The organism is Luteimonas rhizosphaericola (genome assembly GCF_029888045.1).
GTDB classification, from domain to species: Bacteria; Pseudomonadota; Gammaproteobacteria; order Xanthomonadales; family Xanthomonadaceae; genus Luteimonas; species Luteimonas rhizosphaericola.
This window is the reverse complement of record NZ_JARXRN010000016.1, coordinates 509,101-527,130: the sequence shown is the minus strand read 5'-3', so window position 1 is coordinate 527,130 and position 18,030 is coordinate 509,101. Positions and strand designations below refer to the sequence as shown.

The window sequence follows — 18,030 nt, the reverse complement described above, 5'->3', positions numbered from 1 at the left end:
GCGGTGCGCACCGGCGCCGGAGGGCGGACAGGACTCGTGTCATTCAGTGAGCGGGATGAAGCCAGCGTCGAGCATACCCGCGTCGCATGTCGTCAGTCGCGTTCGAACCGCGCCACTTCGTCGAGGATCCGCTGCGCGCGGCGGATGCCGTCGCCGCCGTCCGCGGCGCAGCGGACGCCCTGCGTCGTGTCGGGCCCGCCACGCAGGCGCCAGACCGACCAGGCCGACCACGCCCACGTGCCCAGCAGCCCCGCGATGCCGACGGCCAGGCTGATGCCGATCCACGCCGGCGTGCCGACGCCGGGAGCGCCGGGGGACAGGCCCGCGAACGCCACCACCACCGGCAGCCACATGATCCACCACGGCGCCCCGCACACGCGGGCATTGAGTTCGAACAGCCGCAGCAGGCGCGCCATCTGGCGCTGGATGCGAAGCACCGGCGCGGCGTAATCGACCTGCGTCGCCAGCGCGATCGTCAGCGCCGCCATCACCGCCGTGACCAGGCCGAAGCCGTGCACCAGCAGCCCGCCAGCGAGCAGCCCGGGAACGTCGGGATTGCGCGTCCAGCATGCGACGCCCAGCACGACCAGGCCGATGCCGAGCAGGCACTGCAGCGCCTGGACCCACAGCAGCGGCCGCAGCTGGGCGCGGGCCCGATCCAGCCGGTGCGCCCGGAGCAGTTCCCATTGCACCTGCTGCTGGCGTTCGAGTTGCGAGCCGAGCGTCTGCCAGGCCAGCTTGAGGTCGTCGAGTTCCATGGTGGTCTCCATCGCGTGCGGTCACGCCGCCGCGTAGTCGCGGATGCGCTGCTTGAGGCGGCTGATCTTGGTGGTCACGTTGCTCTCGCCCAGGCCCAGCACCTCGGCGATCTCGCGCGTGCTGCGCTGCTCCAGGTAGAGCACCAGCAGGGCGCGGTCGAGCGCGCCCAGGGTGTCCATGAACCGCCACAGCAGGCGCAGGCGCTCGTCGGTCTCGGGATCCGCGGCGCGTTCGTCGGCCACCTCGTGCAGCTGCGCGTCGAGCGGCGCCGCATGGCGCATGCGCCTGCTTTCCTCGCGCAGGAACGAGATGCCGGCGTTCAGCGCGATCCGGTACATCCACGTGGAGAAGCTGCGCGCCGGGTCGAAGCCGGGCCAGGCGCGCCACAGCTGGGCGGCGATCTCCTGCGCCAGGTCGGCGCGGTCCTCCCGGCTGGAGGCGTAGCTGTTGGCCACCTTCAGCACGATGCCGCGGTGGCGCTGCAGCAGCGCGTCGAATTCGGCGTGGGCCTCGCCTGCGGTCGGTGTCGCGTGGTCCATCGCCTGTCCGGGGGTGCGCGTGCCTGTCATGCCGGGGTGATACGCGGCACGGGGCGGTTTGTCACAGCGTGCCGTGGGGGCGATGGCGGGCGGGAGGCCGCGGCCTCATTCGACGATGCCCTTGGCCTCGGACGTTCCCAGCACTTCCGGGTGGTCGATGCGCCGCTGCGGGTTGAGCAGCGGATGGGCGGACACCACCGCCAGGATGATCGCCACGCCCGCATAGAACATCGGCGTGAGCTCGCGCTGCTCGGCCAGCAGCAGCATGGCCAGCACGATCGCGTACACCGGTTCCAGGTTCACCGCCATCTGCGCCGAGAACGCGCTCATGTGCCGCAGCGCCACCAGCGACAGCGCGAAGGGGAACAGGGTGCACGCGCCGGCGAGCAGCAGCAGCCACAGCGCGTCGCCGGCCGAGGGCAGCACCAGCAGGGGGCCGGCGAAGGCCGGGAACACGAACGGCATCAGCGGCGCCAGCGCGGTCAGCGCCAGGGTGCCGGCACCGAGCTCCAGCGCGGTGACGGTGAGCGGATCGGCGCGGTCGACCAGGCGCTTGTTGAGGGAACCGAACACCGCCACGAACAGCGCCGACAGCGCCCCGGCCACGATTCCGGCGCGCATGTCGGCCGATACGCCGCCGACCACCAGCGCCACTCCCGGCAGCACGAGGATGCCGAGCGCGAGGTCGCGGCGGGAAAACCGTCGCCGCGCCAGCTTCGGCTCGATCAGCGCGGTGAACACGGTGGCGAACGCCATGCAGGTGGCCGCGACCGATGCGTTGGCGAGCTTGATCGCGCCGTAGAACGTCAGCCAGTGCAGCGCCACCAGCACGCCGACGCCGGCGTAGGCCAGCCACAGCCGCGGGGGCAGGGCACGCAGCCCGCGCCACACCCGTGGCACCAGCAGCAGCGCCAGCACCACCAGCCCCATGCGCCACCACACCAGCGGCAGCGCGGGCAGGGTGATCAGCTTGCCGAGGATGGCGGTGAAGCCCCACAGCAGCACGCACAGGTGGATCTGCCAGTGGGCCTTGGTGGCGGGCGTCATCGCGGTCGGGGGCGGGTGGGCGCGACAGGATGCCCGTTGCCGCGGCGGCCGTCACGGCCCGTGATGGCGGGCGACCGATGTCTCCGGCATGGCCCGCCGCAGGCGTGGCGGACGTTTGCGGCCGCGGGCTATGCCACCGGCTGCGCCACCAGCCAGTCGATCACGCGCCGCACCGCGGCGCGCGGCCTGCGGTGGGAGGGATAGACGATGTGGTAGGCGTAGCGGCCGGCCATCGCCTCGCCCGGCAGGCGGCGCAGCTGGCCGCTCGACAGCCAGGGCGCCACCACGCGCTCGCGCGCGAGCGCCGCACCGAGCCCGAACGCGGCGGCACGCAGCATGTCGGTGCTGTCGCTGAACACGAACCGCTCGTCGACGCGCGCGCCGTGGACGCCGTTGGCGCGGAACCAGTCGTGCCAGCCCTGGTGCGAGAGGTCGGCCACCAGCGGCAGGCGCTGGATGTCCGCCGGAGCGCGCACCTGGGCCAGCCCCGGCAGCGACGGCGCGGCCACCGGAAACAGCGACTCCTCCATCAGCGGCAGCGCGCTCAGGCCCGGCCAGCGGCCCGGGCCGTGTCGCACGCCGAGGTCCGGGCCGACATCGTCGAAACGCGTCAGCGAGATCTCCGTGTCCACCCGCAGGCGGATGTCCGGATGCGCGGCGACGAAGGCGGGCAGCCGCGGGATCAGCCAGGTGTAGGCGAACGAGTGCAGCGTGGTCAGGCGGACCACGTGGGCGTCGTCGCGGCGGCGGCGCAGATCCTGCATCGCGCCGTCGATGTCGTGGATCGCGCCGCCGGCCACGTCGGCCAGGTGGCGGCCCTCGGCCGTGAGCGACACGCCGCGCGCATGGCGCTGGAACAGGGCCACGCCCAGGCGCGCCTCGAGCTTGCGCACGTGGTGGCTGACCGCGCTCGCGGTCAGGTGCAGTTCCTCGGCCGCATGGGCGAAATTCTGGTGGCGCGCCGCGGATTCGAACGCGGCCAGCGCGGGGAGCCAGTCGGAGCGGAACGCCATGCGAGCCATGAACCAGATTTGTGGCTTGGCCGCAAAGTATGCGCTTGTGCGGCGGTGTGCAACCGGGAGAATTCCGCTTTCTCCCCCCGACGAGTCGCGCCCCATGTCCTGCCAGAATGTCGCCGCCGTTCCGACACCCCACGCGCAGGCCGGCTGGCTGACCCCGCTGGAACTGTGCCTGCTGGGCGCCATCTGGGGCGCCTCGTTCCTGTTCATGCGCGTGGCCGCGAACGACTTCGGCCCGGCGCCCCTGGTGGAGGTGCGGCTGGGGCTCGGGGCGCTGGTGCTGCTGCCGTTCCTCTGGCGCGCGCGGGCGCAGTTTCCCGCGCGGCTGTGGCCCAGGCTGGCGCTGATCGGCGCGATCAATTCCGCGGTGCCGTTCCTGCTGTTCGCCTGGGCGGCGCAGCGGGCGCCGGCCGGCATCGGCGCGATCGCGAACGCGATGACCGTGCTGTTCACCGCGCTGGTGGGCTTCCTGTTCTTCGGCGAACGCATCGGCACGCGCCGCTCGGTGGCGCTGGTGGCCGGCTTCGCCGGGGTGGTGGTGCTGGCCAGCGGCAAGGTCGCGGGCATGAGCGTGGGGTCGGCCGCGATGGCCGGCGCCGGGGCATCGCTGCTCTACGGGCTGGGCATCAATCTCGTGCGCCGGCACCTCACCGGCCTGCCGCCGGCGGCCGTGGCCTCGGCCACGCTGGGCTCGGCGGCGCTGCTCATCGCGCCGCTGGCGATCGCCACCTGGCCGGCGCAGCCGGTTCCGGTCGCGTCCTGGCTCTCGGCGGCGATGCTGGGCGTGCTGTGCACCGGCATCGCGTTCGTCATGTACTACCGGCTGATCGGCCGCATCGGCGCCAGCCGCGCGTCCACCGTGACCTACCTGGTGCCGCTGTTCGGTGTCGGCTGGGCGTGGTGGCTGCTGGACGAGCCGGTCACCCTGACCATGATGCTGGCCGGCGCGCTGATCCTAGGCAGCGTGGCCTTCAGCCAGGCGAGGACGCGGTGAACGACCGGCGCGTGGAGTTCGACTTCACGGTCGAATTCACCAACGGCGGCGGCCTGCAGGGGCAGGGGTTCCGGCTCGACATCGACGGCGACGACATCGACGATGCCGCACTGGCCGGGTACATCGTGCGCGACCTGCGGCTGCTGATGGCCGGCCCGGTGCGGATCACGCGCAAGGCGATCCTCGCCGAGGCGCACAAGCGCATCGCCACGCCCGAGCCCCACCTGCGCGGGATCGTCGAGCTGAGCCACGTGGTGCGCGACGGCACGGTGACCTATCCCGGCCTGCCGGCTGCCCGCATCTGCGACTACCTCGGCCGCGAAGCCTCGCGCGCGCACTACGCAGAAGGCACCGAGTTCCAGATCGCGCGCATCGACATGGTCGCCAACACCGGCACCTACGTGGACTGTCCGTTCCACCGCTACGCAGACGGCGCCGACCTGGCGCAGATGCCGGCCTCCGCGTTCGCCGACCTCGACGCGGTGGTGATCGACGCCGACCACCGCCGTCTGCGGGCGATCGATGCCGAACACCTGCGCGGGGTGGAACTGCGCGGCCGTGCGGTGCTGGTGCGCACCGGCTGGGACGTCCACTGGGAATCGCCCGCCTACGCCGACCACCACCCGTTCCTCACCGAAGCGGCCGCCACCTGGCTGCGCGACTGCGGCGTGGCCCTGGTCGGCATCGACTCGATGAACATCGACGACACCCGCGGCAAGGCGCGGCCGGTGCACACGATCCTGCTCGGCGCAGACATCCCGATCGTGGAACACCTGTGCAACCTCGCCGCGCTGCCGCGCGAGGGTTTCCGCTTCACCGCGCTGCCGCCGCGGTTTGCCGGCGTCGGCACCTTTCCGGTGCGCGCGATCGCGACGCTGGGCGGGCCCTGAGGGGCCAGGTGGGTGCGGATCGCTGCAGCCCGGGACTTCCGGGAGGGGCGCACCTCGTGCGATGGCGCCTAACATCGGACCATCCGGCCACCAGGTGCATCGCCATGCGTGAGGTCCTCCGTGTCGTCTTCCTCGTGGGCCTCGTGCTCGCGGGCATGCAGCCCGCGCACGCGGCCGAACTGGCGGTGACCAACGCGCGGATCGTCGCGACGCCCGATGCCGAGCCCATCGAGCACGGCACCGTGCTGGTGCGCGACGGCCGCATCGTGGCGGTCGGCAAGACCGCCGCCATCGCCATCCCCGCGGACGCCGAGATCCTCGATGCCGCCGGCGGCACCCTCGTCGCCGGTTTCTGGAACAGCCACGTGCACCTGATGGCGCCGCCGCTCGACCGGGCCAGCGCGCACCCCGGCGACGTGCTGTCGGAGCGCCTGTCGTCCGCATACCTGCGCTGGGGCTTCACCACGATCTTCGATATCGCCTCGCCACCGGGCAATGCGATCGCCTTGCGCAAGCGGATCGCCGCCGGCGAGGTGGAGGGCCCCCACATCCTGACCGTCGACATGCCGTTCTTCCCCAAGGACGGCAAGCCGGTCTACGTGCCCGACGAACTGGGCGGCTGGAACGCGCGGCTGGCGGAAGTGGCGAACCCGGAGGACGCCGCGGCACGGGCGCGGCGGCAGCTGGACCAGGGTGCCGACGGGCTGAAGCTGTTCGGCGGCGCCATCGTCGGCGGCGAGGTCGGCGTACTGCCGATGGACCTCGACGTGGCCCGCGCGGTGGTCGAGGTGGCGCATGCCGCGGGCAGGCGCGTGTTCGTGCATCCCACCAATGCCGACGGCCTGGCGGTCGCGATCGACAGCGGCGCCGACGTGCTCGCGCACACCGCGCCACAGGCCGGGCCGTGGCCGGAGGCGCTGGTGCGGCGCATGGTCGGGGACGACATGGCGCTGGTGCCGACGCTGGCGCTGTTCGAGGTCGAGATGCGCAAGGAGAACGTGCCCGAGCCGATCCTGGCGCAGGCGATCGGCACCACGAAACAGCAGGTGGCCGCGTTCGCCGCGGCTGGCGGTACGGTGCTGTTCGGAACCGACGCGGGCTATGTCGATGCCTACGACACCAGCGAAGAGCTCCGACTGATGCACGAGGCGGGAATGGACTGGCGCCGGATCCTCGAGAGCCTGACCACCGCGCCCGCGGCGTATTTCGGACACGCGCAGCGCAAGGGCCGGATCGCGGACGGGCTCGATGCCGACCTGGTGGTGCTGCACGGGGACCCCGCGAACGGCGTCGACGCATTCGCCGATGTCCGCTACACGCTGCGCGGAGGCAGGCTCGTGTACCGGGCGGCGACCGGGAACTGAGTGCGCGCTGGACGATGGCGCCGGACCCTCGCGCCCGGGTGGACGGGGAAGGCCGTCGTCAGGCTCCGCGGTCCGCGCCGGGCGCCGCCGACATCGCTCCCGCCTGCTGCGCGCGCCGCTGCTGCGCGCGTCCCAGCCACAGCCCGAGCATCGCCCAGAACAGCGCCAGCGGCACCACGACGGTGACCAGGCCGCCGAGCGCCAGGCCCAGGCGCCCGAGCAGCCCCTCGGTCTGGGCGCCGACCACGTCGCCGGCGCGGTACACGAAGGTGTCGATGAAGGCCTTGGCCTTGTACTTGTCCTCGCGGCTGACCACGGTGAACAGCGCCTCGCGCGCGGGCCGGGTCAGGCCGCGCTGCACCGCCTTGCTCATCGCCTCCAGGGCGATCAGCATCGCGAACGAGCCGTAGACCGCCAGCCCGACGAAGCCCAGCGCGGTCGCCACCGGCAGCGCCGCCAGCGCGACACCCAGGCCGAAGCGGCGGATGATCTGCCCGGTCAGCGTGAGCTGCAGCAGCAGCACCGCGATCTGGGTCCACATGTCGATGTTGCCGAGCAGGCCGGTGCGCGCATCGAGGTCGCTCTCCGCCAGCGCCACCATCTGCAGCCGGGTGAAGTAGATGAAGGTCGCCACCACCGTCATCGCGAGCACGTAGCCGGCGATGCCGAGCAGGTAGGGCGAGGCGAACACCGCGCGCAGGCCGGCCCAGGGGCTGCCGCCGATGCGCAGCGCCTCCTCGGCCGCGGGCGCGGGCGTCGCGGCGGCGGACGCGTCGCGATCGGGCCGGGTCCAGACCAGCCACCAGGCCAGCGCGATCGCGATGCCGAGGCATCCCGCCGCCACCAGCAGCAGCGCCGGGGTGCCGAGCGGTTCGGCCAGGCGCGAGGCCAGCCACGGGCCGAAGATCGCGCCCAGCGTGCCGCCCACCGCGATCAGCGCGAACAGCCGCTTGCCCTGGTCGCTGGAGAATCGGTCCGCCAGCAGGGCCCAGAACACCATGGTCACGAACAGGTTGAACACGCTGAACCAGACGTAGAACACCTGGCCGCTGCGCGCGCCCACCGCGCCGGGCGCGAACACCAGCAGCGACCAGAACCCGACCAGGCTCAGGGCGAAGAACGCATACGTCGCGGAGATGAACTGCAGCCGCCGCAGCCTCGCCACCAGCCAGCCGAACACCGGGTTCACCGCCAGCGTGACCACCGCGGTGCCGATGAACAGCCAGCGCACGCTGTCGATGCCGCGCTCCATGCCCAGCGCGTCGCGCGCCGGGCGCAGCATCATCAGTGCGGTGAGGATGCAGAAGAAGAACAGGGCGGCGATGCACACCGGCGCGAGCTCGCCGCGCCGGAGGTTGAACAGGTCGGAGATCCGCTCGCGCATGGCCGCGCGATCAGGCGAACATCGCCGCGAGTTCGGCCTTCTGCGCCTCGTCCAGCAGCGGGCCGGTACCGCCCTTCAGGTTGTCCGCCTGGCGCTCGGGCTTGCCGGTCGCCGGGATCACCACCGTCACCGCCGGATGGCTGAGCACGAACTTCAGGAACATCTGCGCCCACGAGGTCACGCCGACCTCGGCGGCCCAGCCCGGCAGGTCCTTGCCGCGGGTCGCCGCGAACAGCTTGCCGTCGTCGAAGGCGCGGTTGACCATCACCGCGATCCCGAGCTCCTGCGCCACCGGGAACACCGTCTGCGCGGCCTGCGGCGCATTGACCGAATAGTTGATCTGCACGAAATCCGGCTTTTCCGCGCGCATCAGGCGCACCGTGTCGGCGTGGCCGCTCTCCAGGTAGTGGGTGATGCCGATGTACTTCGCCACGCCCTGGGCCTTGAGTTCGCGCGCGTAGGGCATCGCCTCGCCCATGTTGCGCAGGTTGTGCACCTGCAGCAGCTCGACCCTGTCGGTCCGCAGCCGGCGCAGCGAATCGGCCCACTGGGCCTCCAGCGCGGCGCGGCTGTCGGCGGCGAGCTTGGTGGCCAGGAAGCAGCGCTCGCGCCAGCCGCCGTCGGCGAGCAGGGCGCCGACCACGTCCTCGGCGTTGGAATAGTTGGGCGAGGTGTCGATCACGCTGCCGCCGCCCTCGAAGAACACCTTCAGCACGTCCTTCAGCGCGGCGAACTCCGGCGAATCAAGCGGCACCTCGTAGCTGCCCGAGGTGCCCACGCCGATGGCGGCGATCCGTTCACCGGTGGAAGGAATCGCGCGCATCAGCAGCGCGCCGCCGGCGGGAGCGACATCCGCGATGGCGCCGGTGGGCTTCTCGCGCGGCACGGGCGCCTGTCCCTGCGGGCGTTCCTGGCTGCAGGCCGCGAGCGGAGCGAGGGCGAAGCCGGTGGCGGCGAGGCTGGCGGTGGCGATGAAATCGCGGCGGCTGGTCATGCGGATCTCCCGGGAGCGAATGGGGCGAGGGCGCAACGCGCGTCCGCCCGAGGGTGGCGCAAGCGCGCGACGGATTCCAGTGCCGGAAGCGGGGCCGTGCCCGATCGCAGATCGGCACCCGTCCCGCGTCACGTTTCAGTCGCCGCGCGCGCCGAGCAGGCGCAGCAGCGCCATCGCCGCGGCCGGGTTGCGCTCCTTGGCGGCGGCGATGAAGAACACGAACACGTCGCGCGCCGCGCGCGCGGGTGGCGCATCGGCCAGCCGCGGCAGGTCGTCGGGCAGGCCGCCGGCGGCCCAGGTGCGCGCACGCGCGGCCCATGTCCGGAGTTCGGACGCCGGGTAGCCGGTGGCGATGTCGGTCCGTGCGCGCATCAGCCGCGCGTAGACGAAATCCGCGGTCGGGTCGGCGATGTTGGGGTGGCTCTCCGAATCGGTATACACCAGCGCCATGCCGTGCGCGCGCGCCAGCGCCACCAGGTCCGCATCGACGAACGCCGGATCGCGCACGTCCAGCACGTGGCGCAGCCGCTGTCCCGACGCTTCACGCGGCAACAGGTCCAGGAAGGCGGTGAAGGCGTCGCGCTCGATCCGCGTGCCGGCATCGAATTGCCAGACCAGCGGCCCCAGCCGGTCGCCGAGGGCGACGATCCCGCCGATGAAATCCTCCACCTGGGCGCCGGTCTTCGCCAGCGCGCGCGACTGCGTGATGCGCTTGGGCGCCTTGGCCGAGAACATGAAGCCCGGCGGCGTCTGCTCGCGCCATTTCGCGTAGGTGGCCGGCGACTGCGTCCCGTAGTAGGTGCCGTTGATCTCGATCGCCGAGAGCTGGCGCGAGGCGAACTCGAGTTCGCGACGCTGCACCAGGCCGCGCGGGTAGAAGTTGTCACGCCACGGGGCGTAGGTCCAGCCGCCGATGCCGACACGGATGCCGTCCACGGCCGGCACCCCGCCGTCGGCCATCAGATCGCCGTCGCCCGGTTTCATGCCGCGGCCCCCGGCTCTGTGCGGCGCGCGTCCGGTCGAGGGACATCCCGGGCGCAGGGTGCGGCACGCGTCGCGGCCGGCGTGCCATCGCCGGGTGCGTCGGCAGTGCGGACGCCGCGAACGCGCGGCAGGCGCGGGACCGGGAACTCGTCGGGCAGCGGCATGTGCAACTCCACTTCGAACGCGGGTGGACACGGCACCCGGGCGGATCGCGGCCGGTTCCGCGGGTCCGGCGCCGTCGCGCCGCGCGCCGGGCCGGGCGCCAGGCGAGCGTAACAGGGCGGCGTGACGGAGTGTCGTCATCGCACGGACGTGGCGAACCGGTAAGCTGGCCTGGTGGGAGGGACAGGAGCGAAAACGATGTCCCTGTTCGATCGATGGACCCGGCGGTGGCGCGCGTGGACGCGTCGCCTGGCGCAGCGGTGGCGCACCGCGCCGGTAACAGCGGAGGGGGAGGACGCCGCCTGCAGCGACGTCGCCGCGGATCTGCCATCGCTGCCCGCCCCGACAGGCGCAAGCCGGCCGTCTTCCCATGCGGCGCCGGGTCCCGACGCGGCGCGCGCCGCGATCGTGCCTCTGCCTGCGCCGCCGCGCGGATGGCCGAGTTCGCCGCCGTCCGGACCGCGTGCGCTCGCCGCCGCGCCGGCCGCGCGTCCGATCCGGCTCGCGCTGCAGGGCGGCGGTTCGCACGGGGCGTTCACCTGGGGCGTGCTGGAAGGCCTGCTGCAGCGGGACGATCTCGCGATCGAGTCGATTTCCGGCACCAGCGCGGGCGCCCTGAACGCGGCGGTGCTCGCCACCGGCTGGGCGCAGGGCGGGCGCGCCGGTGCGCTCGGCGCATTGCAGCGCTTCTGGCAGGACATCGGCGCTGCCGGCGCGGCGCGGCTGCCGCTGCTCCCCGCGCTGCCGTCCGGCGCGCTGTTCGATCCGGCGTCGATGCCCGGCTACGAATGGGCCAGCCGCTTCCTGCGCACGCTCAGTCCCTACGATTACAACCCGTTCAACCTCAATCCGCTGCGCGAGGTGCTGGTCCGGCACGTGGATCCCGATGCCTTGCGGGACGGCCCGATCCGCGTGTTCGCGACCGCGACCGCGGTGCGCAGCGGCGAGCCGCGCGTATTCAGCGGCGAAGCGCTGGGAATCGAGGCGCTGCTGGCCTCGGCCTGCCTGCCATTCCTGTTCCAGGCGATCGAGATCGACGGCGAGGCGTACTGGGATGGCGGCTACAGCGGCAATCCCTCGCTGCACCCCCTGCTCGATGCCGGTGGCGACTGCGACATCGTGGTGGTGCGCATCAATCCCGCCCATCGCGACGGCGTGCCGCGTCGCAGCGTCGAGATCATGGACCGGATCAGCGAAATCACCTTCAACGCCAGCCTGCTCGGCGAACTGCGCATGATCGGGCATCTCAACCGCCTGCAGCGGCGGATCGCGGGCGAGGGCGATCCACCCCAGTGCCGGGTGCACGTGGTGGCCGACGACGTGGACCTGGCCACGCTGCCGGCCGCGACCCGGCTGCACGTCGATCCCGCCTTCGTCGCGCGCCTGCACGCGCTCGGGCAGGCGGCGGTGGCGGCATTCCTGCAAGCGCAGGGTGATGCGATCGGACGACGCGGTGAGGCATGCGCGGATGTGGCGCCCGTGCCGGAGCAGATGGCGCTGCCGCCGCGCGCGTGAGCGTCGCGCCATGCCATGTGCTCCGACACGGCGGCGCGCATCCCGTTCCGTCTCGGGCGCGCCCTGCGTCGACAGCCTCGCCGCGGCGCGCACGGCCCATCGCATGCGCGTGCACCGCCACTGCATGCCCGGGAACGTGCCTTCGGTCATGCCTGGCGCGGGCGGCCGCGGCGAAATCGCGCGCTATGCTGGACCGCACGCGGCCGTCCATCGTCCGGACGCGCGCACGAGGAGCGATTCCGATGCAGCGACGTGATTTCCTCGCCCTGGGTGGAATGGGTGCCGCCGGCCTGCTGCTGCCGCCACTGGGGCGCGCGATCGCCGCGGAACAGCTGCTCGAGCCCGCCGATCGCGCGCGCAACCGGCGCCTCGCCGACGCGGCGCTGCAGTCCGCGACCGGCGCCGGCGCGAGCCATTGCGACGTGCGCATCGGGCGCTACCTGCGCCAGTCGCTGCTCACCCGCGAGGACCGGGTGGAGAACGTGGCCAACGAGGAGTCGATCGGCGTCGGCATCCGCGTGATCGTCGACGACGCCTGGGGCTTCGCCGCCACCAGCCACCTGGACGAGGATGCGGTGGCCGCGGCCGCGCGCCAGGCGGTCGCGATCGCACGCGCCAATGCGCGCGTGCAGACGCAGCCGGTGCGGCTGGCGCCCGCACCGGGCGTCGGCGAAGTCTCGTGGCGCACGCCGATCGAGACCAATGGCATGGCGGTGCCGATCCGCGACAAGCTCGACCTGCTGCTCTCGGTCAATGCCGCCGCGCTCGGCGCCGGCGCCCGCTTCGCGGCCTCGCGCATGTTCCTGATCAACGAGCAGAAGTACTTCGCGTCCACCGACGGCTCCTACATCGATCAGGACGTGCACCGGATCTGGGCGCCGTTCACGGTCACCGCGACCGACCCGGCCAGCGGCAGGTTCCGTACCCGCGACGGGCTGTCGGCGCCGATGGGCATGGGCTACGAGTACCTCGATCCCGACCCGGCGCAGCGCTTCGAACTGCCCGGCGGGGTGGTCGCCTACGGCCGCCGCTACGACATGCGCGCCGATGCGGTCGCCGCGGCGAAGCAGGCGCAGGAGAAGCTCGAGGCGCCGTCGGTCAAACCCGGCAAGTACGACCTGGTGCTGGACCCGAGCAACCTGTTCCTCACCATCCACGAGAACGTCGGCCACCCGCTCGAACTCGACCGCGTGCTCGGCTACGAGGCCAATTACGCCGGCACCAGCTTCGCCACGCTCGACAAGCGCGGCAGCTTCCGTTGGGGCAGCGAGCGGGTGAACCTGTACGCGGACAAGACCGAACCCGGCAGCCTGGGCGCGGTGGGCTACGACGACGAGGGCGTGAAGTGCGGGCGCTGGGATCTGGTGAAGGACGGCGTGCTGGTGGACTTCCAGTGCATCCGCGACCAGGCGCACATCCTCGGCAAGCGCGCCTCGGACGGCTGCTGCTACGCCGATTCCTGGTCCAGCGTGCAGTTCCAGCGCATGCCGAACGTCTCGCTGGCGCCGGGCGCGGCGCCGCTCACCGTCGCGGAGATGGTGAAGGACGTGGAGAACGGTCTGTACATCCACGGCCGCGGCTCGTACTCGATCGACCAGCAGCGCTACAACGCCCAGTTCGGCGGCCAGCTGATGTACGCCATCCGCAACGGCGAAGTGCAGGAACTGGTGGAGGACGGCGCCTACCAGATCCGCACTCCGGAATTCTGGAACGCGTGCTCGGCGATCTGCGACCAGCGCGATTTCCGCCTCGGCGGCTCGTTCTTCGACGGCAAGGGGCAGCCGGGGCAGGTCTCGGCGGTCTCGCACGGATCGGCGACCGCGCGCTTCGACGGCCAGGCGGTGATCAACACCGCACGATCGCTGGGATGAGGCCGCCGTCGCATGCGCGGCGCGCGACCCCTGCCGAAAGTCATTTGCGCCCGCCAGGCGCGGCGCCGAGAATCGGAACACCCGCCGGGCCGTCGCGCTGACCGTGCCCGGGCCTGTGCCGCGGCTGCGATGCCGCGCCCACGCGAACTGGAGAGAGGACCTTGCAACGACGCGACTTCCTGGCCCTTGGCGGCCTCGGCATGGGCAGCCTGGCGCTGCCCGCATGGCTGGGCAAGGCGATCGCCGCCGACCAGCTCCTCACCACGCTCGACCTGCCGGTCAAGAAGCAGCTGGCCGACGCCGCGCTGCAGGCGGCGCGCTCCGCCGGCGCCAGTTACTGCGACGTGCGCATCGGCCGCTACCTGCGCCAGTTCGTGATGACGCGCGAGGACAAGGTTCAGAACGTGGTCAACACCGAATCCACGGGCGTCGGCATCCGCGTGATCGCCGACGGCGCCTGGGGGTTCGCCGCCACCAGCGGCATGACCCCCGAGTCGGTGGCCGAGGCGGCGCGCCGCGCGGCCGCGATCGCCAAGGCCAACGCCAAGGTGCAGACCGCGCCGGTACAGCTGGCGGCCGCGCCCGGCTACGGCGAGGTGGCGTGGAAGACGCCGATCCGCCGCAATGCGATGGAAGTGCCGGTCAAGGACAAGGTCGACCTGCTGCTGTCGGTCAACGCCGCGGCGATCAACGCGGGCGCGAGTTTCGTCAATTCGACCCTGTTCCTGGTCAACGAGCAGAAGTACTTCGCCTCCACCGACGGCTCGTACATCGACCAGGACGTGCACCGCATCTGGGCGCCGATGACGGTGACCGCGATCGACAAGGCCAGCGGCAAGTTCCGTACCCGCGAGGGGCTGTCGGCGCCGATGGGCCTGGGCTACGAATACCTCGACGGCGACCGCACCCAGAAGTTCGTCTCGCCCAACGGCGTGGTCAACTACGGCCAGTCCTACGACATGCTCGAGGACGCGGTGGCCGCGGCGAAGCAGGCGCAGGAGAAGCTCAAGGCGCCGTCGGTCAAGCCCGGCAAGTACGACCTGGTGCTCGATCCCTCCCACACCTGGCTGACGATCCACGAATCGGTCGGCCATCCCCTCGAACTCGACCGCGTGCTCGGCTACGAGGCCAACTACGCCGGCACCAGCTTCGCCACCCTGGACAAGCGCGAGGAGCGCTTCCAGTACGGCAGCGACCTGGTGACCCTGTTCGCCGACAAGACCCAGCCGGGCAGCCTCGGCGCGGTCGGCTACGACGACGAAGGCGTGAAGTGCAAGCGCTGGGACCTGGTGACCGACGGCATCCTGGTCGACTACCAGACCATCCGCGACCAGGCCCACATCGTCGGCAAGGACGAATCCGACGGCTGCTGCTATGCCGATTCCTGGTCGAGCGTGCAGTTCCAGCGCATGGCCAACGTCTCGCTGGCGGCCGGCAAGCAGAAGCTGTCGGTGGCCGACATGGTCAAGGACGTGGAGAACGGCATCTACATCATCGGCGACGGCTCGTTCTCGATCGACCAGCAGCGCTACAACGCCCAGTTCGGCGGCCAGCTGTTCTACGAGATCAAGAACGGCGCGATCACCGGCATGATCGAGGACGTGGCCTACCAGATCCGCACGCCGGAGTTCTGGAACGCGTGCTCGGCGATCTGCGACGAGGGCGACTACCGCCTGGGCGGGTCGTTCTTCGACGGCAAGGGCCAGCCGGGCCAGGTCTCGGCGGTGTCGCACGGTTCGAGCACGGCGCGCTTCAACGGCATCAACGTCATCAACACCGCGCGTTCGCTCGGCTGACCGGCACAGGAGATCCCACTACATGAGCATCTATACCGAAGCCGAAGCCAAGGCGATCCTCGACAAGGTGATCGCGCTGTCGACCGCCGACGAGTGCACGGCCACCCTGAGCGGCGGCACCAGCGGCAACATCCGCTTCGCGCTGAACAACGTGTCCACCAGCGGCATCGTCGACGACGTCGAGCTGGGCGTGAGCGTCGCGTTCGGCAAGCGCGTGGGCACCGCGACCATCAACGCCTTCGACGACGCCTCGCTCGAGCGCGTGGTGCGCCGCGCCGAGGATCTGGCGAAGCTGGCGCCGGAGAACCCCGAGTTCATGCCGGCGATCGGCAAGCAGTCCTACACCGCGACCCGCACCTTCAGCGCGGCGACCGCCGCCATCACCCCGGAACAGCGTGCGCAGGTGGCGGCCGATTCGATCGCGCCCTGCCGCGAGGCCGGCCTGGTGGCCGCGGGCTTCCTGGAGGACGGGCAGTCGTTCACCGCGATCGCCAACAGCAACGGCAACTTCGCCTACCAGACGGCCACCAGCGCCGACTACACCTGCACCGTGCGCACCGAGGACGGCCGCGGCTCGGGCTGGGTGGGGCGCAACGTCACCGACATCGGCGGGCTGGACGCCTCGCGCGACGTCGGCATCGCGATCCGCAAGGCGCGCGAGTCGGTCGACGCCAGGGCGCTGGAGCCGGGCAAGTACACCGTCGTGCTGGAACCGCACGCGGCCGCCGGCCTGATCTCGTTCATGATGTACTTCTTCGACGCGCGCCAGGCCGACGAAGGCCGCAGCTTCCTGTCGAAGAAGGGCGGCGGCAACAAGATCGGCGAGCAGGTCTACGACCCCCAGGTCAACATCTGGGCCGACCCGGGCGATGCCGACGTGCCGGTGCTGCCGTGGGACGACGAGGGACAGCCGCGCAAACGCATGCCGGTGATCCAGGACGGCAAGGTCGCCAACATGCTGTACTCGCGCTACTGGGCGCAGCAGCAGGGCAGGGAGGCCGTGGCGATGCCGGGCAACCTGATCATGTCCGGCGGCACCAAGTCCACTGCCGACCTGGTGCGCGAGACCGAGCGCGGCATCCTGGTCACCCGCACCTGGTACATCCGCATGGTGGATCCGCAGACCGTGCTGCTCACTGGCCTGACCCGCGACGGCACGTTCTATATCGAGAACGGGCAGATCCGGTACCCGATCAAGAACTTCCGCTTCAACGAATCGCCGGTGATCATGCTCAACAACATCGACGAGCTCGGCAAGCCGGTGCGGGTGAGCGGCGACGAGTCGAACTTCGCGATGATGATCCCGCCGATGCGGCTGCGCGATTTCACCTTCACCTCGCTGTCGGACGCGGTCTGACGGCCGTTCCGCAACCGCTCCATGCCCTCTCCCCTGCGGAGAGGGCCGGGTGGCGCAGGCCCCCGCCCGCATCCCGCATGTCCAGCCCTCCCGCCCCGTCCCAGTCCGCAGACCTCGCCGCCCGTGCGCGGCGGTGCGCGAGGCCGCCGGCGTGAACCGGGCGCAGTTCCTGCGCGCGATGCTCGGTGGCGCCGCGCTGCTGGCGCTGCCGCCGCTGCGGGCGCAGTCGGGACGCTACGACTTCTGGTTCACCCGCCTGCGCTACGACTCGGGCGACTGGGACGTGGACGCGCGCATGCCGTCGAACCTGGTCACGTCGCTGATCGACTACACCGGCATGCGCGTGGACCCGGAGGAGCACGTGCTGGACCTGGCCGACCCGAAGATGCTGTCGGCGCCGTTCTGCTACCTGTCCGGGCACAAGCTGGTGGAGTTCAACCCGGCCGAGCGACGCAACTTCGAGCGCTACGTGCGCAACGGCGGCTTCGTGTTCGTCGACGACTGCAACCACGACATCGACGGCCTGTTCGCGAAGTCGTTCGAGGCGCAGATGGCCTCGATCTTCGGCCCGCGCGCGCTGGCGAAGATCCCGAACAGCCATCCGCTCTACAGCAGCTTCTTCCGCTTTCCGGACGGACCGCCGGCGACCAGCTTCGAACTCAACGGCTGGGGCGACGACCTGGTGCACGACTACCTCAAAGGCATCTCGATCGACGGTCGCCTGGGCGTGCTCTACAGCAACAAGGACTACGGCTGCGAATGGGACTACGACTGGCGCAACAAGCGCTTCCTGGCCGAGGACAACACGAAGTTCGCGGTGAACATCGTGGTGTATGCGCTGACCGCATGATCGCGACCGGGCATGCGCAGCATCCGACGTCTGTGGCCAGGAAACGGCGGCGTTGGTCCGTGCTCCGGACGGACGCCACGTCCTGGCGGCCGGGGATCACTCGCCGGTCGGTCAGGGCCGCTGCGCGGTCCGGCCCGGCGCAGCGCCCCGTGCGTTCGCGCGGACGCGTGGCAGTGCCACGCAAGCTTCCGTGCTCACCCTGCCCTGACGCCCGCGCAGGACATCCATGTCCTGCTTGCCGCGATCCCCGGCCACCAGGACGCGGCTCCATGATGCGGCCGCCTCGATGCTTCGTTCACGCTTGTTTTTTTTGGCTTGCTTCCCACCGACGCCACGGCCTCGTGGGACCGCAGCAGTTCCGGGTCGAGGATTGCTCACGCACGGAAACGCTGCGGCGCCAAGTCAAGCATCGGTGGCTGGCCGAGCCTGGGAGCAACCTACACTGCAATGCCCATGTGCATTCCGCTCTTGCGGCATCGATCGTGAAGCCGGGAGGCTTGCGAGC

Annotated in this window: 15 protein-coding genes; 8 read left to right on the top strand and 7 right to left on the bottom strand. The window is 71.3% G+C overall.

Annotation, left to right across the window (positions count from 1 at the left end):
- Positions 1-92 precede the first annotated feature (92 nt).
- The 4 genes from QFW80_RS03670 to QFW80_RS03655 form a co-directional block, all read right to left on the bottom strand.
- Entirely contained in the window at positions 93-758 is a 666-nt protein-coding gene (locus QFW80_RS03670; RefSeq protein WP_280599848.1) for a hypothetical protein, read from the bottom strand.
- Between the two features lie 21 nt (positions 759-779).
- Positions 780-1,298, bottom strand: coding sequence for an RNA polymerase sigma factor (locus QFW80_RS03665; RefSeq protein ID WP_280599953.1), 519 nt, complete (start codon positions 1,296-1,298; stop codon positions 780-782).
- A 105-nt stretch (positions 1,299-1,403) separates the two neighbouring features.
- On the bottom strand, positions 1,404-2,345 hold the full coding sequence (locus QFW80_RS03660; protein ID WP_280599846.1) for a DMT family transporter: 942 nt from the start codon (positions 2,343-2,345) through the stop codon (positions 1,404-1,406).
- A gap of 128 nt (positions 2,346-2,473) precedes the next feature.
- Positions 2,474-3,358, bottom strand: coding sequence for a LysR substrate-binding domain-containing protein (locus QFW80_RS03655; RefSeq protein WP_280599843.1), 885 nt, complete (start codon positions 3,356-3,358; stop codon positions 2,474-2,476).
- A gap of 103 nt (positions 3,359-3,461) precedes the next feature.
- On the opposite strand from QFW80_RS03655, the gene QFW80_RS03650 reads away from it, so the two are divergent.
- The 3 genes from QFW80_RS03650 to QFW80_RS03640 all read left to right on the top strand — a co-directional run bounded on the left by QFW80_RS03650 (position 3,462) and on the right by QFW80_RS03640 (position 6,612).
- Positions 3,462-4,358, top strand: coding sequence for a DMT family transporter (locus QFW80_RS03650; protein ID WP_280599841.1), 897 nt, complete (start codon positions 3,462-3,464; stop codon positions 4,356-4,358).
- Positions 4,355-5,248, top strand: a complete 894-nt coding sequence (locus QFW80_RS03645; protein WP_280599839.1) for a cyclase family protein — start codon at positions 4,355-4,357, stop codon at positions 5,246-5,248. The genes QFW80_RS03650 and QFW80_RS03645 overlap by 4 nt, the downstream gene beginning before the upstream one ends.
- Positions 5,249-5,352: 104 nt before the next feature.
- Positions 5,353-6,612 (top strand): amidohydrolase family protein, encoded by a 1,260-nt coding sequence (locus QFW80_RS03640; protein ID WP_280599838.1) that lies wholly within the window; start codon positions 5,353-5,355, stop codon positions 6,610-6,612.
- 58 nt (positions 6,613-6,670) lie between these two features.
- Here QFW80_RS03640 and QFW80_RS03635 read toward each other — a convergent pair whose 3' ends face one another.
- The 3 genes from QFW80_RS03635 to QFW80_RS03625 form a co-directional block, all read right to left on the bottom strand.
- On the bottom strand, positions 6,671-7,996 hold the full coding sequence (locus tag QFW80_RS03635) for an NTP/NDP exchange transporter (protein WP_280599836.1): 1,326 nt from the start codon (positions 7,994-7,996) through the stop codon (positions 6,671-6,673).
- A 10-nt stretch (positions 7,997-8,006) separates the two neighbouring features.
- Complete coding sequence (locus tag QFW80_RS03630) at positions 8,007-8,990, bottom strand: aldo/keto reductase (RefSeq protein ID WP_280599834.1); 984 nt, start codon at positions 8,988-8,990, stop codon at positions 8,007-8,009.
- 135 nt (positions 8,991-9,125) lie between these two features.
- Positions 9,126-9,974 carry a DUF72 domain-containing protein gene (locus QFW80_RS03625; protein ID WP_280599832.1) on the bottom strand — a complete coding sequence of 283 codons (849 nt, stop codon included), beginning with the start codon at positions 9,972-9,974 and terminating at the stop codon, positions 9,126-9,128.
- Positions 9,975-10,544: 570 nt separating this feature from the next.
- Here QFW80_RS03625 and QFW80_RS03620 point away from each other — a divergent pair.
- The 5 genes from QFW80_RS03620 to QFW80_RS03600 all read left to right on the top strand — a co-directional run bounded on the left by QFW80_RS03620 (position 10,545) and on the right by QFW80_RS03600 (position 17,525).
- A complete protein-coding gene (locus QFW80_RS03620; RefSeq protein ID WP_280599830.1) occupies positions 10,545-11,651 on the top strand; it encodes a patatin-like phospholipase family protein in 1,107 nt (368 codons plus the stop codon).
- Between the two features lie 242 nt (positions 11,652-11,893).
- Positions 11,894-13,522: a TldD/PmbA family protein gene (locus QFW80_RS03615; RefSeq protein WP_280599829.1), complete on the top strand. Its 1,629-nt coding sequence runs from the start codon at positions 11,894-11,896 to the stop codon at positions 13,520-13,522.
- A 161-nt stretch (positions 13,523-13,683) separates the two neighbouring features.
- Positions 13,684-15,318 carry a TldD/PmbA family protein gene (locus tag QFW80_RS03610; protein WP_280599827.1) on the top strand — a complete coding sequence of 545 codons (1,635 nt, stop codon included), beginning with the start codon at positions 13,684-13,686 and terminating at the stop codon, positions 15,316-15,318.
- Positions 15,319-15,340: 22 nt separating this feature from the next.
- On the top strand, positions 15,341-16,675 hold the full coding sequence (locus QFW80_RS03605; protein ID WP_280599825.1) for a TldD/PmbA family protein: 1,335 nt from the start codon (positions 15,341-15,343) through the stop codon (positions 16,673-16,675).
- 178 nt (positions 16,676-16,853) lie between these two features.
- Positions 16,854-17,525: a DUF4159 domain-containing protein gene (locus QFW80_RS03600; protein ID WP_280599951.1), complete on the top strand. Its 672-nt coding sequence runs from the start codon at positions 16,854-16,856 to the stop codon at positions 17,523-17,525.
- Positions 17,526-18,030 lie beyond the last annotated feature (505 nt).

Bases quoted from the DNA above. Each gene is read 5' to 3' on its own strand.
- QFW80_RS03670 (WP_280599848.1), bottom strand. From the start codon at position 758: ATGGAACTCGACGACCTCAAGCTGGCCTGGCAGACGCTCGGCTCGCAA.
- QFW80_RS03665 (WP_280599953.1), bottom strand. From the start codon at position 1,298: ATGGACCACGCGACACCGACCGCAGGCGAGGCCCACGCCGAATTCGAC.
- QFW80_RS03660 (WP_280599846.1), bottom strand. From the start codon at position 2,345: ATGACGCCCGCCACCAAGGCCCACTGGCAGATCCACCTGTGCGTGCTG.
- QFW80_RS03655 (WP_280599843.1), bottom strand. From the start codon at position 3,358: ATGGCGTTCCGCTCCGACTGGCTCCCCGCGCTGGCCGCGTTCGAATCC.
- QFW80_RS03650 (WP_280599841.1), top strand. From the start codon at position 3,462: ATGTCCTGCCAGAATGTCGCCGCCGTTCCGACACCCCACGCGCAGGCC.
- QFW80_RS03640 (WP_280599838.1), top strand. From the start codon at position 5,353: ATGCGTGAGGTCCTCCGTGTCGTCTTCCTCGTGGGCCTCGTGCTCGCG.
- QFW80_RS03635 (WP_280599836.1), bottom strand. From the start codon at position 7,996: ATGCGCGAGCGGATCTCCGACCTGTTCAACCTCCGGCGCGGCGAGCTC.
- QFW80_RS03630 (WP_280599834.1), bottom strand. From the start codon at position 8,990: ATGACCAGCCGCCGCGATTTCATCGCCACCGCCAGCCTCGCCGCCACC.
- QFW80_RS03625 (WP_280599832.1), bottom strand. From the start codon at position 9,974: ATGAAACCGGGCGACGGCGATCTGATGGCCGACGGCGGGGTGCCGGCC.
- QFW80_RS03615 (WP_280599829.1), top strand. From the start codon at position 11,894: ATGCAGCGACGTGATTTCCTCGCCCTGGGTGGAATGGGTGCCGCCGGC.
- QFW80_RS03605 (WP_280599825.1), top strand. From the start codon at position 15,341: ATGAGCATCTATACCGAAGCCGAAGCCAAGGCGATCCTCGACAAGGTG.
- QFW80_RS03600 (WP_280599951.1), top strand. From the start codon at position 16,854: ATGCTCGGTGGCGCCGCGCTGCTGGCGCTGCCGCCGCTGCGGGCGCAG.